This window comes from Nonomuraea helvata (assembly GCF_039535785.1).
GTDB lineage: Bacteria > Actinomycetota > Actinomycetes > Streptosporangiales > Streptosporangiaceae > Nonomuraea > Nonomuraea helvata.
On record NZ_BAAAXV010000001.1, the window covers coordinates 3,190,692 to 3,205,615 of the forward strand.

Annotated in this window: 14 protein-coding genes and 1 pseudogene; 6 read left to right on the plus strand and 9 right to left on the minus strand. The window is 69.3% G+C overall.

Annotated features, from left to right (window positions below; genetic code table 11):
- Positions 1-25: 25 nt before the first annotated feature.
- On the minus strand, positions 26-1,018 hold the full coding sequence (locus ABD830_RS14840; protein WP_344987381.1) for a zinc-binding dehydrogenase: 993 nt from the start codon (positions 1,016-1,018) through the stop codon (positions 26-28).
- Between the two features lie 428 nt (positions 1,019-1,446).
- Between ABD830_RS14840 and ABD830_RS14845 the strand changes: the two genes are divergently transcribed.
- Together ABD830_RS14845 and ABD830_RS14850 are read left to right on the plus strand one after the other, a co-directional pair.
- On the plus strand, positions 1,447-1,881 hold the full coding sequence (locus tag ABD830_RS14845) for a hypothetical protein (protein WP_344987382.1): 435 nt from the start codon (positions 1,447-1,449) through the stop codon (positions 1,879-1,881).
- On the plus strand, positions 1,881-2,240 hold the full coding sequence (locus ABD830_RS14850) for a cupin domain-containing protein (RefSeq protein ID WP_344987383.1): 360 nt from the start codon (positions 1,881-1,883) through the stop codon (positions 2,238-2,240). Before ABD830_RS14845 ends, ABD830_RS14850 begins: the two co-directional genes overlap by 1 nt.
- Positions 2,241-2,671: 431 nt before the next feature.
- Here the strand turns inward: ABD830_RS14850 and ABD830_RS14855 are convergent, their stop codons facing one another.
- From ABD830_RS14855 to ABD830_RS14865, 3 genes are read right to left on the minus strand one after another with little or no spacing between them, the layout of a single operon-like run.
- Positions 2,672-5,134, minus strand: coding sequence for a cation-translocating P-type ATPase (locus ABD830_RS14855; protein ID WP_344987384.1), 2,463 nt, complete (start codon positions 5,132-5,134; stop codon positions 2,672-2,674).
- A gap of 28 nt (positions 5,135-5,162) precedes the next feature.
- Positions 5,163-5,765, minus strand: coding sequence for a Chromate resistance protein ChrB (locus ABD830_RS14860; protein WP_344987385.1), 603 nt, complete (start codon positions 5,763-5,765; stop codon positions 5,163-5,165).
- 49 nt (positions 5,766-5,814) lie between these two features.
- Entirely contained in the window at positions 5,815-6,399 is a 585-nt protein-coding gene (locus ABD830_RS14865; protein ID WP_344987386.1) for a dihydrofolate reductase family protein, read from the minus strand.
- Positions 6,400-6,549: 150 nt separating this feature from the next.
- Here ABD830_RS14865 and ABD830_RS14870 point away from each other — a divergent pair, with 150 nt between their 5' ends.
- Positions 6,550-7,590 (plus strand): sigma-70 family RNA polymerase sigma factor, encoded by a 1,041-nt coding sequence (locus ABD830_RS14870; protein WP_344987387.1) that lies wholly within the window; start codon positions 6,550-6,552, stop codon positions 7,588-7,590.
- A 159-nt stretch (positions 7,591-7,749) separates the two neighbouring features.
- Here ABD830_RS14870 and ABD830_RS14875 read toward each other — a convergent pair whose 3' ends face one another.
- Together ABD830_RS14875 and ABD830_RS14880 are read right to left on the minus strand one after the other, a co-directional pair.
- Positions 7,750-8,043 carry an ASCH domain-containing protein gene (locus ABD830_RS14875; protein WP_344987388.1) on the minus strand — a complete coding sequence of 98 codons (294 nt, stop codon included), beginning with the start codon at positions 8,041-8,043 and terminating at the stop codon, positions 7,750-7,752.
- A 556-nt stretch (positions 8,044-8,599) separates the two neighbouring features.
- The gene (locus tag ABD830_RS14880; RefSeq protein WP_344987389.1) at positions 8,600-9,289 is read right to left on the minus strand and encodes a DUF899 domain-containing protein; all 690 of its coding nucleotides are present in this window, start codon (positions 9,287-9,289) and stop codon (positions 8,600-8,602) included.
- A 379-nt stretch (positions 9,290-9,668) separates the two neighbouring features.
- Here ABD830_RS14880 and ABD830_RS14885 point away from each other — a divergent pair, with 379 nt between their 5' ends.
- The 3 genes from ABD830_RS14885 to ABD830_RS54190 all read left to right on the plus strand — a co-directional run bounded on the left by ABD830_RS14885 (position 9,669) and on the right by ABD830_RS54190 (position 12,746).
- Positions 9,669-9,821, plus strand: a complete 153-nt coding sequence (locus ABD830_RS14885) for a hypothetical protein (RefSeq protein WP_344987390.1) — start codon at positions 9,669-9,671, stop codon at positions 9,819-9,821.
- A 62-nt stretch (positions 9,822-9,883) separates the two neighbouring features.
- Entirely contained in the window at positions 9,884-11,851 is a 1,968-nt protein-coding gene (locus ABD830_RS14890) for an ABC1 kinase family protein (RefSeq protein ID WP_344987391.1), read from the plus strand.
- A gap of 352 nt (positions 11,852-12,203) precedes the next feature.
- The gene (locus tag ABD830_RS54190; RefSeq protein WP_378521023.1) at positions 12,204-12,746 is read left to right on the plus strand and encodes a hypothetical protein; all 543 of its coding nucleotides are present in this window, start codon (positions 12,204-12,206) and stop codon (positions 12,744-12,746) included.
- Positions 12,747-12,753: 7 nt separating this feature from the next.
- Here ABD830_RS54190 and ABD830_RS14895 read toward each other — a convergent pair.
- From ABD830_RS14895 to ABD830_RS14905, 3 genes and pseudogenes are all read right to left on the minus strand, one after another.
- Positions 12,754-13,158: pseudogene (locus tag ABD830_RS14895) on the minus strand (Tn3 family transposase); the annotation flags it as partial.
- A gap of 63 nt (positions 13,159-13,221) precedes the next feature.
- Positions 13,222-13,512 (minus strand): PNPOx family protein, encoded by a 291-nt coding sequence (locus ABD830_RS14900; RefSeq protein ID WP_344987392.1) that lies wholly within the window; start codon positions 13,510-13,512, stop codon positions 13,222-13,224.
- Positions 13,509-14,915 carry a DHA2 family efflux MFS transporter permease subunit gene (locus ABD830_RS14905; RefSeq protein WP_344987393.1) on the minus strand — a complete coding sequence of 469 codons (1,407 nt, stop codon included), beginning with the start codon at positions 14,913-14,915 and terminating at the stop codon, positions 13,509-13,511. The genes ABD830_RS14900 and ABD830_RS14905 overlap by 4 nt, the downstream gene beginning before the upstream one ends.
- Positions 14,916-14,924 lie beyond the last annotated feature (9 nt).

Consider the following 14,924-nt stretch of genomic DNA (forward strand, 5'->3'; position numbering starts at 1 on the left):
CGGCTCGGTGTACCAGGGGGGTTTCTCAGGGCAGCAGGGCCAGTTTGCCGATGGTGGCTCTGCTTTCCAGTTCTGTGAGCGTTTTCGGGCCGTCGGCCAGTTCGTACGCGGTGGGCTGGCCGGGGGTGAGCACGCCGACGGCGAGGAGCGCGGACAGCTCGCCCATGACCTCGCCGAAGATCTGCGGCGCGGCCTGGGCCAGCACGCCGATGTTGAGGCCGATGACGTGGACCTGGTGCTTGTACACCAGGTCCCAGTTGGTGATCGCGGCTTCGCCGCCTGCGAGGCCGTAGACGACGACACGGCCGGTGACCCGCTTGGCGGCGGCCAGGCTGGCGTCGAAGGTGGCGCCGCCTGCCGACTCCAGCACAAGGTCGGCGCCGGCGCCGCCGGTCAGCCGCAGCACCTCGGCGGCGAGGTCGCCGCCGCGGGAGCCCAGGATGTGGTCGGCTCCCAGTGCCAGCACTGTCTCGTGCTTGGCCGGCGAGGCGGTGGCGATGACCGTCGCGCCATAGTGTTTGGCCATGGTGACCGCGGCCTGGCCGGTCGCACCCGCCGCGGCGTGGATCAGCACGGTCTGCCCTGCGGTGATGTTGCCCAGAGGCTTGAGTGCGGCCAGCGCGGTGGGCCAGTTCACGACCAGGCCGAGCGCCTGCTGCTCCGTCCAGCCGGGGGGCACTGGCATCGCCGCGGCCGCGGACAGCACCATGTACTCGGCGAAAGCGCCGTTTCCGACGCCGACGACGCGGGTCCCCGGTTGCGGGCCGGTCACCGCCTCGCCCATCGCGACGACCTCACCGGCGGCCTCGAAACCGGCCAGGTACGGTGGCCGCGGGCCGTCTCCGAATGTGCCGTGGGCCTTCGAGATGTCGGCGAAGTTGACGCCCGCGGCGGTGACGCGGATGAGGACCTCGCCCTGGCCGGGGGTCGGCACCGGCGCGTCGACGATCAGGCGCATGTCCTGCGGGCCGTTGAGGGAAGTCTGCTGCAGCGCGCGCATGGTCGCGGGAATGCTCACTGGCGATCAGCCATTCTTTCTCGGCGTACATGAGAGAGACCGGCCCGGCGCGCGGGCCGGTCTCTCTCATGTAGACCCCGGCCGCCACAAAAAGGAATCGGCCGCTCCCGAACGGCACGGGTCAGTTTCCGCCGAGGGTGAGTCGGCTGTTCATGTTGACTTTACTTGGCCGTAGGGGAGCACGTGTGACCAGAACAGCGAGGTCAGGCCGCGCCGGTCCTCCGGCGTGAGCACGTCCTCCCTTCTTCGGCGCCATCACCGTGGACGTTGAGGCCGACCTCGCCGAACTCAACCGGTCTGCTCCGGCAGGCAGATCAGGTGTGCTGCCCAGAGTTTGCGCCGTTCGCCCTGGACGGCTGGACGTCCGCGGTGGCGCGATTCCCTGCAGGGAATCGCGCCACCGGCGGCCGGGCTGCACACTGCTGCGCATGAGTAACCCACTCGATGTGAAGCAATGGGCCGACCGTTATGTCGCCCAGTGGAACGAGCCCGATCCGGAGAGGCGGCGCGCGCTCATCGGCGAACTGTGGGCGGCCGACGGGATCCAGGTGCTGGTCGACCCGCCCCAGGAGATCCGCGACGCCGCGACCGAGCTCGCGTTCCCGGTGCCACCGCTGGAGGCCCGCGGCCATGACGCCTTGAACGCCAGGGTGACCCGTGCCTACGAGATGTTCGTCGCCTCGGGCGAGCACGTCTTCGAGGCTGCCGAGGAGGCGTTCCTCCTGCTGCCCAACGTGCTCGGCATCCGCTGGTCGATGGTATCGACCAGCACGGGCGAGACCGTCGGCGGCGGCCTGGACATCCTGGCCCTGGACGGCGATGGCCGACTCCGCACCGACCACCAGTTCATCGGCGGGATGTGATGCACTACACCAAGATTGCCCGTACAGCGGACGGCGGATCGGCGTTCGAGGACGGCGAGATCATGCTTGAACACCGTCATGTCGCCGATGGGGTGCCGGCCATGGCGGTCGGCGGGATGGAGTCGAGTGGCGGCGTGCAGTTCCTGCGCAGCGCCGCGTTCGACAGCACCGCGCATCCGGCGCCACGTGAGCAGTGGGTGGTGATGCTGCGTGGGATGATCGAGGTGACGGTCAGCGACGGCAGCCGGCGTCGCTTCGGCCCCGGCGACCTGGTGCTTGCCGCAGATACCACGGGAATGGGGCACGTCACGACGGGCGTCGGCGACCCGCCGTTCGAGGCACTGTTCATCCCGATCTGACCGGCAAGTTCGGCCTTCGGCCCGGGGCCGAAGGCCGAACGCCTGGATGAGATCATCGGTGTCGGGGCAACCTCCGTCCACGAGTTGATCATCGGCTCCACAGGCGAGGGCAACCCGTGGCCGGTCACCACTTTCGACGCGATCGTCGTCGTCGCAGGCCGCACCGACACCTTCCTCGGTGCCCGCTGCCGCAGGCTCGTCAGACGCCCGAGGCACGAAAGAGGGGGCGAGCGGTGGCGGGGGATTCTGGTTTCGTGGCGGCGGATGAGACGGGCGGTCCAGTCGGCCCGGCCGGGGAACCGGCGGGCAGCGCGGTCGTGAGGGTCCGCTGAGCGGCCTGACGGAGCTCCGCGGCCGCAAGATCCCCTACGAGCTGAGCTTGTCGCATCGCACCGCGTGGGGGCCTGGCCCTGTCTGCCATGCTCACCTTTCTACAGCCTGGTACCCAGCCGCATCGCGATCCGGGCCACGGCGGTGATCAGCACGCCTGCCCCGACCGCGATGCTGGTGGCGACCAGTTGATGGCCGTCGATCGGGGCCAGATGGAACGCCACCGACAGCGGTGTGATCACCACTAGCACTCCGACGGCCAACGCGGCGGCCGCCCAGATCGGAAAAGCGGGATTGCGCTGCCAGGACAGGCTCGGCTGGGCGCGCAGGGACCAGGCGATGAGAGCATGCCCGGCCAGCCAGGCGATCACCGCGGCGGTCCTCGCCTGCCCGAGCGTCCCATGAGCGGCGACGTACAAGTAGGTGAGCAGCACCGCTGTGGTGAGGGCGAGCCCCGTCGCGACGATCGCGCTTCCGGCGCCGCCCGCGAGGAAGCCCGAGCGGGCCGGACGTGGTGGCCGGTGCATGGCGCCGGGAGCGGCGGGTTCGGCGACGAAGGCGACCGACGCGCCCAGGTCCATGAACAGCTCGAGAAGCACGATGGTCGACGGGGTGAAGACCACCGGGTGGCCCAGTGCCAGCGCGACCAGCATGATCGTGACGAGGGCGAGTTTGGCGCCGAGGTAGAAGGCGACCGCTCGGCGCAGCTGGGAACCGATGTTGCGGCCCTTGGCGACCGCAGCTGCCACGGTGGGGTAGGCGTCGTCGGTGAGCACCAGGTCGGCCGCCTGGCGGGCCAGATCGGAGCCACGCCGACCCATGGCGATGCCGACGTCGGCGGCTGCCAGGGCAGGCGCGTCATTCACCCCGTCGCCGGTGACCGCCACCACGTCGCCCCGGGCTTGCAGCAGCCGGACCACGCGGAGCTTGTCCTCGGGTGTGGCACGGGCGATCACCGTACCGTTCGTCAGGTCGGCTGTGACGTGCTGGTCGTCGAGACATCCCAGGGCGGCGCCCCCGGTGAGAACGGGAGCGGTCGGCAGTCCGGCCCGGACGGCGATGGCTGCGACGGTGGCAGGATGATCGCCGCTGACGACGATGGTGGCGACCCCGGCATCGGCGAGCTGGGCGACGGCGGCATCGGCGCCGGTCCTGAGAGGGTCGTCGAAGGCAGCCAGCCCGACGAATTCCAGGTCTCGCTCTGCGTCGTCCCGGTCTGTGGGGGGCTCGTGCAGGGAACGGCGAGCGAAGGCGAGCACGCGAAGCCCATCACGGCTGAGCTGCTCGACGACGGCCGGCCGGCCCTCGGCGTTCCGGCAGCGGGTGATGACCTCCTCTGGCGCTCCCACCACGACCAGTTCGGTGCCGCGCAGCCGGGCCGCGGTCTTTCTGACGGGATCGAAGGGATAGCTGGCGGTCACCGGCTCGTCGACGCGGATACCTCGCTCGGCTGCGACGGCGGCCAGTTCGGCCTCCAAGGGATCACGTCCGTGAGGCGGCTGTGCGGCCATGGCCACTCGCAGCACGTCGTCCTCTTCGCCGACTATCTTCGCCAGGCGCAGGCGGTTCTCCGTGAGGGTGCCGGTCTTGTCCGTCACCACGGTGGTGACCACGCCGAGCGTCTCGCCCGCCCGGAGCCTGCGAAGCAGCGCACCGCGTTTGGCGAGTTGCCGACCGCCCACCGCGAGCAGCACGGTGATGAGGATCGGCAGTTCCTCGGGGATGGTGGCGAAGGCGAGCGTCAGCCCGGCCAGCAGCATCTGCCGCCATTCCTGCCCGGTGATCAGTCCCACCAGCGGCACCAGGACGCTGGCCGCCAACGCGATGACGAGCACCACCTTGGCCAGCCGGGACAGGGCCTGCTGAAGTGGTGTGGCGGGTTCACGCTCGTCGGTGACGAGCCGGCCGAGCCGTCCGAGCTCGGTGCGCGGGCCGGTCTCGACCACCAGGGCGGTGCCCTCGCCGCGGGTGACCGGCGTGCCTGCGTACACCATGCTGGAGCGCTCCGCCAGATCGGCATCGGAGGTCACCGGCAGTGGCGCCTTGCCCACCGGCACCGTCTCGCCGGTCAGACTCGACTCATCGACCCGTAGCTCCTCCGCCTCCAGCACCCGGGCGTCCGACGGGACCAAATCACCGGCTTCGATCACGATCACGTCGCCAGGGACCAGATCGGCCGCCGGAACCTCGTGCACCGTCCCGCTCCGGCGTACCCGCGCCGCCGGCGCGGACATGCGCTTGAGCGCGGAGATCGCCCGCGCGGAGCGCTGCTCAGTGATCGTCTCGGTCAACGCGACCGCCACGATGATGGCCGCGATCGCTAACGCGTCCACCAGCTCGCCGAAGATCGCCGAGAGCACGGCTACCGCGATCAACAGCAGCTGCAGCGGCTCCCGCAGCGACTCGGCAAGCTCCTCCAGGAACCCCTCCCGCCGTTCGGGCTTGGCCAGATTGGGCCCGATTTCGGCTCGGCGCTGCGTGGCTTGCTCTTCGCTCAGCCCTTGCTCGTTGCTGCCGAGCTCCTGTACGGCCCGTGCCGCTTCGACGGCGTGCCAGCTGGTCACGATGCCCTCTCTGCCCCGACGTGCGCGATCATTCGCCCTCCACAGCGTGCAGGCGCCGGGCTTCGGTGTTCCGCGACGTCTGTGAGGAGGTGTCCGCGCTCAGCGCGGCATCCTCGAACATCGCCAGCGCGTCTGCGGCTCTGGCAAGTTCGGCGCGCGCCCGGTCGCCTGCCGCAGCACCGAAGTAGTCGCGTGCCTCGATCTTGGCCAGCCAGGTGCGGAACCGGGCCAGGTCGGCTTCCGACTCCTCCACCTCCACGTAGGTCGCACGTCCGCGGGCGGTCTCCGTCTCCAGCTCGTCGAAGAAGGAGGGCAGGCGTTCGAGCAGGTCCTCGTACTCGGCATCCCGTGCTTCCTGGAACTCGGCGACCAACTCGTCCCGTTCTGCCGGATCGGTCAGCTCCAGGTGCAGCATGCGTCCGCTGCCGCCCTCACGCCGCACCCGGTCGAGCAGCCGGGCGATCTCTCTCTTGATCTGCTTTCGGTCAGGCAGCAGGCACACGGATTGCTGCAGGTAGACCGCGCCCAGCCCGCGCAGTCGCCGCCAGACGTGCATGCGCAGGGAAGGCGTGCCGCCCGCGGTGCTGACCGACACCAGCAACCATCGCTCGCTTGAAGCTATCTCCGCCACAAGGCAATGTTACATCCATAACATTTACGCGATACGGGAACTTCAGCTCTTAGGCGTCTCGAACGGACTGGTAGGTGAGGAGGGCGAGTCCGTCACCGACGGTGCGGGTGTCGACAAGGTGCATGGGTTTGACGCCGCTGGTCTCGCCGAACAGCCGTTCGCCTGCCCCGACCACGATCGGGTAGGTCATCAGCCGCAACTCGTCGACGAGGTCGTGCTCTACCAGCGTGTGCACGAGGCGGCCGCTGCCGTAGACGACGATGTCACCGTCCACCTGTTGCCTCAGCTTCGAGACCTCCCCCACTACATCGCCCTTCAGGACCGTCGAGTTGGTCCACGTGGGGTCATCGAGGGGGGAGGAGGAGACGACGTACTTGGGCAGGTTTCGCAATCTGTCCGCCCACTGACCGCTCCTGGACGCCCAGCCACGTGCCACGAACCATGCGTAGGTGCGGCGCCCCAGTAGCAGGGCTTCGGCTCCCAACGCCTCCTCGAACTCGACTTTTGTCCACTCCTCACGGTCCTGGCCCCCGATGAAAGTGAACCAATTGCCACGCCCGAGGCTGTCCTCATCCGTCGGGTCCTGGATGACTCCGTCGAGTGAGACGTTCTCGCTGACGACGATCTTTCCCATGTCAGTTCTCCTTGTCGGCGTTGCCGGCTGTCACTGATCCAGACGATGCGACGCCGGGAAAGGGGGCGCTCGTCAACCGCCCCTTTCGCTCCTCGGCCGGCGTCTATACAGGGAGGAAGTGACAAGGCGCGCAAGAGAGGAGTGGAGTGGGTGGGAGCCGACCTGATCAGCAGGGCGCAGGCTGGGGACGGCGAGGCGTTCCGGGCGCTGACCGAGCCGCACCGCCGCGAGCTACAGGTGCACTGCTACCGGATGCTCGGATCGTTCCAGGATGCAGAGGACGTCCTCCAAGAGGCCTTGTTGGCCGCCTGGCGGGGTCTGGGTGGGTTCGACGGTCGTGCCTCGCTGCGTACCTGGCTCTACCGGATCGTCACCAACCGTTGCCTTGACGCGCTTCGCTCGGCCAGCCGGCGCCCGGCCAAGGTGTGGGACATCCCCGGGGTCGAACCGCCCGAGCCGACCCGGCTCGGGGAAGTCGTCTGGCTCGAGCCGTATCCTGACGCGCTCCTCGAAGGTGCGATCCAGGTGCCGCTCGGCCCGGAGGCCCGCTACGAACAGACCGAGTCCATCTCCCTGGCCTTCGTGACCGCGCTTCAGGTCCTGCCGCCTCGTCAGCTCGCTGTCCTCGTCTTGCGTGACGTCCTTGGATTCCGCGCAGACGAGGTGGCCGACATGCTGGGCGTCACTGTCGAATCGGTTAAGAGCGCCCTTAAGCGTGCGCGCGCCGGCCTGCAGCGCCGGCTGACGGTCGCCGACCGGGAACCTCCTCCGGCCGCCGGCTCGCCGGCCGAGGATGCGCTGGTGGCGAAGTTCGTCAGCGCGTACGAGTCCGCCGACATCGCCGCCTTGGTGGCCCTGCTGACCGACGACGTCTTCATGTCCATGCCGCCGCTGCCCCTCGAATACGAAGGCCGAGACGTTGTGGCGCGGTTCTGCGCCGACCTGTTCGGCTCGGGCCGCAGGTTCGACCTGGTGCCGACGCGGGCCAACGGTCAGCCGGCGTTCGGTGCCTACCTGCGTGCTCCTACCGGCATCCGGCACGGGACCGGCCTGTACGTCCTCGCCCTCCGAGGCGACCGTATCTGCGCCATGACCCGCTTCGAAAACAGCGTGCTCCCATCGTTCGGGCTACCGCGATCGCTGCCCTTGCCTCCGGAAACGGGTATGAAGCTGCGCAGATCTCCGATGTGATCCAGGAACCAGACCCTTGCATCTTTCGAATCAGCCCCCTGGCCAGGAGCTTTCGCAGACCGGTAGTGCGGGACACGCAGGACGTGGCCTGACCTGGCCGTGTCCTCACGCGGACAGAGAAGTGGCCGGAGGACGGCTGGCAACCATGCGGTGTACGGGTCAGGGGACGGTCTTCTCCACGCCGATGGCGAGAACACCGAGGCGTTCCTTCTCCGGCGGGTAGATGCTTCGGATGACCGCGAGCAGTTCCTGAGGATTCTTGCCGAGGTCGCCCCCGATCGCGATCGGGTCCTCGTTCTCCAGCATCTCCTCGAAGGAGGCGTACAGCGACACCCTGACGACCCGCGTCGCGGCCAGGGCCGCCTGGAACTCTCCTGCCTGGCTGGTTCCCGGATATTTCGCGACAAGGACACCGCCCAGGTCGGTCGCCCGTGCATGTACCGACGTGACCATCCGGGGTGGCCCCCCAGAGCGCGCAGTCCATGAACAACGGCCTCGTCGAGGGCGCCAAGATGCGCCAGCGAGATGCCCAGGTCCAGGTGGGCGATCGCTTCGCGGCTGAGCGAGCGCCGGCCAGCCGGCGTTGCCTCGTGGGCCAGGACTGCGCGTTCAGCATGATGGCGTGCCTGCTCGTAGTCGCCGAGCCAGAGGTAGGACGAGGCGGTGCAGGCGGTCATCGCGTAGGTGGCCGACGGCCTGGTGTCGGTGCCGTCCGGACGGGCGGGTGTGTGACCCGGCATGGCAGCCACCGAGCTCGCGATAGCAGATGCAGGACTCGATCTGGCGGAAAGGAGGACCCGTACCGGCTGTCGGTGATCACGGCCCGCGCGTCCGGCGGAAACGCCTTCGGGCAGCGGGAGATCCAGGCGCTCTGGCGCCACGGACCCCGGCGGGTGAGCGCCTACCGGTCGATCGGCTGGTTCTACGCGGCGAGGCACTCACCTACCTGGCCGGACTCCACAGCGCGGGCATCATCCCCTGGCCCGGTTGATGAGCCAAACGAAATTCCCTAAGCGGTATCCGGGCCGTAGAGCGCGGCGATGTCCTTGGCTGTGGCCCAGCGGCTGTAGGTGGGCGACTGCGGCCAGCCGGCGGGCGAGTCCTGCCACTCCTCCTGCCGCCCGTACGGCAGCAGGTCGATCAGCGCGAAGGTGTGGCTGAGCTGCTCGGTGCCCCGGCCATTGGTGTGCCAGGTGCGATACACGGTGTCGTCATCGCGCAGGAACACGTTGACGGCGAAGCCTCCGCCGGGCGGTGCGCCGACGTCGGCGCCGAACGGGCTGTTCGCGGTGGAATACCAGGCCATCTTGTTCCCCACCCGCCGCTTGTAGGCGAGTGCCTCGTCGATCGGGCCCTGGGTGACGAGGACGAACCGGGCATCGTAGTTGTCCAGGAACTCCGGCCGGGTGAACTGCGAGGTGAACCCCGTGCACCCCGGGCACTGCCACTCCTTGCCCGGGAACCACATGTGGTTGTAGACGATCAGCTGCCTCCGGCCTTCGAAGACGTCCGCCAGCCGAATGGGTCCGTCCTCGCCTTCAAGGGTGTAGTCCGGCATCCTCACCATCGGCAGGCGGCGGCGCTGGGCCGCGATGGCGTCGAGTTCCCGGGTCGCGGCCTTCTCCCGGGCACGCAGCGCTTCGAGCTGACGCTGCCAGGTGTCGGCGTCGACGACGGGCGGTAGTGCATTTGTGCTCATGGTTCCTCACCGATCATGTGCGCGCGGCTTGCAGTGTGCAGGGGTAGACCTGGCCCGGTCGTCGAATTCATCGGTGGCCGGGCGATCCGATCGGGAAAGCCACGGAAGGAGGGCACACACAGCCTCCCCACGGAACGCGTTCGCCGTCCATCGAGCGCATATCAGCCGCCAGGGCGGGCCGGCGCATGATCCAACCGAAAAAGCCCTAGCTCACCGCGGGCAATATGCCCTGAATCTGCCACCGTGAGGACGCCGCCGACCCGACCCTTGCACTCCACAGGTATTGACAATTACTCCTCGCAGCGAGGAATGTCCTCAGACGGAGGATTGGCGTTGAGACCCTTATAGGCGCCATGGTGCTGATGCCGGTGCTACGGCAGTGGTCGGTGTTCAACAAGACGGGGCTGGGCGCGCCGAGGGTAAGAAGGCCTGCGAGGAGCTGGCCGCGTTCCTGGCCAAGACCGAGGCGACAGCCGCCAGGTTCGTCGAGCGCCGGGAGGAGCGCCGGGCACGCGCCGCGGCGGCACACTGACCCTTCCGGCGGGCCGCGACCGGCTAGGAGGGGAACGTGTCGCCGTGGAATGATCCTCACCTATGGATCTCCCCGTCCAGCTGGTTCTCGGCGTCTTCACGCTCCTGACGATCATGGCGCTGGCCACGGCCGCGCAGCGCCTGCTGAACGTCAGGTTCGGCAGGCTGCGCACGTTCCTGGCCGCGCTGGCCGCCTTCGGGCTGGCGCGGCCGGTGCTGGAGCCGATCCTGGGCTCGCTCGGCGGCGTCGACGCGCAGCAGCCGCCCGCCGCGGCGGCCCTGGGGCTCCTGCTGCTCATCGTCATGTGCGTGGTGCTCATCCCCATGGTGATCCTCGTGCTGGCCGAGGCGCTGGTGCCGCCCGGCTCGGTGCCGGGGCCGCTGGAGCTGATCAGGTCCGTCCGCGGCCGCGTCTCCCGATCCAGGCGCTACTCGCAGATCACCAGGATCGCGATCAGGCACGGCCTCGGCCCGTACCTGCGCGGCCGGGGCGAGCGGCTGGAAGACCGTTCGGGCAAGGTACGGCTGGCCAGGTCGCTGCGCGAGGCACTCGACGACGGCGGGGTCACGTTCGTCAAGCTCGGCCAGATCCTGTCCACCAGGCGCGACCTGCTGCCCGCCGAGTTCGTCGAGGAGTTGGGAGGGCTGCAGGACCAGGTCGCCCCGGCGCCCTGGGAGCAGATCGAGCCGGTGCTCAGGGCCGAGCTGGGCGGGCCTGTGGAGGAGGTGTTCGCCGAGTTCGGCAGGACGCCGCTGGCCGCCGCCTCCATCGGGCAGGTCCACACCGCCCGCCTGCACACCGGCGAGAGCGTCGTGGTCAAGGTGCGGCGGCCGGGGATCCAGTCCGTCGTCGCGAAGGACCTCGACATCGTCAGGCGGCTGGCGGCCACACTGGAGTCGCGCACCCGCTGGGGCCGCTCGCTCGGCCTGGGCGACCTGGCCGAGGGGTTCGCGACCGCCATCCGCGAAGAGCTCGACTTCCGCGTGGAGGCGGCCAACATGGCGGCCGTCGCGGCCTCCGACGGCGGCGGCGTCACCTATCCCGCCCCGATCAGCGCCATGTGCACCGAACGCGTGCTCGTCATGCGCCGCCTGTCGGGCAGACCGGTCACCACGGCCACACCCGAGCAGGGGCCGCGGCTGGCCCGCGACCTGCTCGACTGCCTGCTCAGGCAGATCCTCGTCGAGGGCGTCTTCCACGCCGACCCGCATCCCGGCAACCTCATGCTGCTCGAGGACGGCACCCTGGGGCTGCTCGACTTCGGCTCCGTCGGCCGGCTCGACGGCTCGGTGCGCTCGGCGCTGCAGCGCTTCCTGCTCGCCATGAACCGGCAGGACCCCCTCGGCGTCACCGACGCGCTGCTGGAGGTGGTGCCCAGGCCGGAGGACATCGACGAGGCCGCGTTAGAGCGGGCGCTCGGCCAGTTCATGGCCAGGCATCTGGCGCCCGGCATGGACAGCGTGCGGATGTTCACCGACCTGTTCAAGATCGTCTCGGCATACGGGCTGTCGATCCCGCCGGAGGTCGCCGCCGTGTTCCGCGCGCTGGCCACACTGGAGGGCACGCTCGTACGCCTCTCCCCCGGCTTCGACCTGATCGGCGAGGCGCGCGCGTTCGCGGGCCGTTACCTCGCCGAGCGGGTCGGCCCTGAGACGGTCAGGGAGACCGTCACCCAGGAGCTGGCCGCGCTGCTGCCGATGCTGCGCCGCCTGCCGCGCCGCGTCGAGCGCATCGCGAGCGCCGCGGAGCACGGCAGGTTCACCATGAACGTCCGGCTGCTCGCCGACGACCGCGACCGCGGCTACGTGACGGGCCTGCTCCACCAGGTGCTCCTGACGGTGCTCGGCGCCACGGCCGGGCTGATGGCGGTCATCCTCCTCGGGACGGACGGCGGCCCGCAGGTGCTGTCGAACACCTCGTTGTTCCAGCTCATCGGCTACAACCTGCTGGGGATCTCCGCCATCCTGGTGCTGCGCGTCCTGGCCGTGATCTTCCGCCGCCCGCGCGCCTCGGACGATCACCACTCGTAGCCGAACGGCTCGCGAGGCCGGTAGGGCGCCTCCAGCACGGCCGTTTCGCCAGCGCTGAGCCGGAGCTTCACCTCGGCCAGCGAGTCGCCTAGAGCTAGTGTCATCCGCCTGAAATTCGCCAGGTAAGTCCGTATGGTGCTGGCTATGGCGCATTCAGGTCCGGCTGCGGTGGAGATCCACTTATCCGAGGGTGAGCGGGCTCGGTTGATCGGTGTGTCGGCGGAGTCGTCGAGGGTGGCGGTCCGGGCGAAGATCGTGCTGGCGTGTGCGGGGCCGGGGATCAGCACCGCGCAGGTGGCTGGCCCGCGCCAGCCGCAGCGACAAAGGCCTGCGGCGGTTCCCGGACGAGCTGGTGGCCTTCATCGAAGGGCTGGCGTTGTGCAAGCCCAAGCCCAGCGTGGCGACGATCCACCGGCAGGCCGAAAGCATCGCCAGAGCACGCGGCTGGCCCGTTCCCGGCTACTGGACAGTCCACAGCATCATCACTGAGTTGGACCCGGCACTGGTCACCCTCGGACTGGAGGGGACCCGCCGCTATCGGGAAGCCTATGAGCTGGTGTACCGGCGGGAGGCCACCAAGCCGAACGAGATTTGGCAGGCCGACCACACCGAGCTGGACATCTGGGTGCTGGATGAGCGGGGCAAGCCGGCCCGGCCATGGCTGACCGCCGTCGAAGACGACCACTCCCGCGCCATCGCCGGGTACGCCGTCAACCTGGAGGCCCCTTCCGCCCTGACCACCGCGCTGGCCTTCCGGCACGCGATCTGGCGCAAAGCCGAACCTGGCTGGCACGTGTGCGGCATCCCAATCGGCGCGAGGGTCGATGCGCCACAGCTTCTGGTCGGGCGGGCAGGTCGGCCAGCTGCGGGGCGTAGGAGAACCCGGCCAAGGTGAGCAGCCCATAGACGATGTCGCTGTAGCTGGAGGTGTCGGTGACGATCGTCTCGGGGCGTTTGCCGCCGTCGCGGTCATACAGCACGTCCAGGACGTACAACGAGTCGCGCGGGGTGCCGGCCACGACCATGCCGCCCAGGCCGGACGCCTGGTCGTTCAACATGTTCAGCCAGGCGCCGCGGCCCCGGCCGAAGTACTTGGGGTTGGGCCGAGCGTGGATGGTGGCCGTGGGGACGACGAAGCGCATCCCATCGACCGAGGCGACCAGCCCACCACCCCACGCCCGCGCCAGACCGATGCAGTCCTGGGCGTCGATGAGGGTGGCGTTGGCGGCCTTGTAGGTGGCAAACCGCAGGTAGGTCTGATCGACATGGGACAGCCGGTCGCGCCTCAGCGCCTTCGCGCCGCCGATGACGGGGGTGCGCGAGCGGTCCGACGTTGAGTTCGGTCATGCGTTCCTTCCTAATGAGCGATGTCACACTGTGCGGGTGGCGCGTGGTCCGTCGAGTCCCCAGGTGACGATCTTGACGGGGATAATGCGGATGATCTCGCGAGACAGGGATGGCAGGGGCGGCTCCTGGTCGGTCAGTGCGACCGCGGTGCCGCGGATCTCGATGCTCCTAAGCCTCCAGGGGGCGAGCGTTGCCAGGTCGTCGACGACGAAGTTGGTCGGGTTGTTCTGCACCTGCCCGTCGGGTGAGACGGTGGCCAGCCGTCCGATGGGCTGTGTGGCCAGGTAGTCGAGCTCGGATCGGGTGAGGATCACGGGCGGGGGTCCTTCCGGTTGCGGGGGTAGAGGAGGGCGGGGATCAGGGTGGCGGCGGACAGGGCCAGGACCCACCAGAAGGTGTTGCCGTAGGCGGCTGCGGGGGTCGGGCTGGTGGTGAGGTGGTGTTGGAGGGCGATGGTGAGGGTGGCGGTGCCAAGCGCGCCGCCCACCCGGTTGATGGTGTTGATGGTGGCGGCGGCCTGGGGCACTTGGTGTTTGTCGACGCTGCTGTAGACGGCGGCCATGCTGGGTGCCATCACGATGCCGAGGCCGGCGCCCCGTACCAGTAGGGACAGCAGCAGGAGCGGCAGTGCCGGGGCGGCGGCGACCTGGGTGAAGGCAAGCGTGCCTGCCAGGGTGGTGAGGATGCCGGTGAGCACGAGGGGTCGGGGTGGCATGCGGTCGGTGAGTTTTCCGGCGAGGTAGGTGGCAGCGGCGGTGCCGAGGGCTTGGGGTGCGAGCAGGAGTCCGGCTTGGAGGGGGTCGGCGTGCTGAACCTGCTGGTAGTACAGGGGTAGCAGGAGCATGGAGCTGTAGAGTGCGGCGCCTTGGAGGAAGGAGTTGCTGGTGGCGACGGTGAAGCCGCGCCGGGCGAACAGCCGCACGTTGATCAGCGGTGGGTTGGCCGAGCGCAGCGCGTGCGTGAGGTAGCCGGTCACCAGGATTGCTCCGCACGCCAGCGGGAGGGTGACGGCGGCGGTGTCGGCCTGGCCGACTTGGGCCAGGCCGTACACCAGTGCGGCCAGGCCGGGCGAGAGCAGGGCCAGCCCGAACAGGTCCAGCCGCACGCCTGAGCGGGTCCTGGTGTCGTCGGGCAGGCCCTTGGCGGCCAGCAGCAGGGTCAGCGCGCCGACGGGCACGTTGATCAGGAACATCCAGCGCCAGTCGAGGGCGTGCAGGATCGCGCCGCCCACGATCGGCCCGAGCACGGGCGCGAAGCTGATGGGCAGGATGGTCAGGGACAGGACCCGGCCCAGCCGCGCAGGTCCCGCGGCCTGGACCATCATCGACTGGCCGAGGGGTTGGATGAAGGCGCCGCCGACCCCTTGCAGGACGCGGAAGGCGATGAGGCTGCCGATCGACCAGGCGAGCCCGCACAGGGCGGAGGCGGCGACGAAGAGCCCGACCGAGGCCATCCACACGGTTCTGGCGCCGAACCGGTCGGCGGCCCAGCCCGACAGGGGCATGACGACGGCCACGGCCAGCAGGTAGGCAGTGGAGATCCATTGGACGGCCGGCAGCGGGTCGCCCAGGTCGCGGGCTACCGCGTCGACGCCGACGCTGACGATCGTGGTGTCGAGCACGACCAGGATCGGGCCCAGCACCAGGACGAAGGCGGTCCGGAGGAGCGCAGCGTCGAGTTTCTGCGGAGTCTGCGGTGGGGTGGTTGTGAGGAGCAAGGGGGTCTG

Coding starts and splice junctions, on each gene's coding strand:
- ABD830_RS14845 (WP_344987382.1), top strand. CDS start 1,447: ATGAGTAACCCACTCGATGTGAAGCAATGGGCCGACCGTTATGTCGCC.
- ABD830_RS14875 (WP_344987388.1), bottom strand. CDS start 8,043: ATGGTCACGTCGGTACATGCACGGGCGACCGACCTGGGCGGTGTCCTT.
- ABD830_RS14850 (WP_344987383.1), top strand. CDS start 1,881: ATGCACTACACCAAGATTGCCCGTACAGCGGACGGCGGATCGGCGTTC.
- ABD830_RS14890 (WP_344987391.1), top strand. CDS start 9,884: ATGGATCTCCCCGTCCAGCTGGTTCTCGGCGTCTTCACGCTCCTGACG.
- ABD830_RS14865 (WP_344987386.1), bottom strand. CDS start 6,399: ATGGGAAAGATCGTCGTCAGCGAGAACGTCTCACTCGACGGAGTCATC.
- ABD830_RS14880 (WP_344987389.1), bottom strand. CDS start 9,289: ATGAGCACAAATGCACTACCGCCCGTCGTCGACGCCGACACCTGGCAG.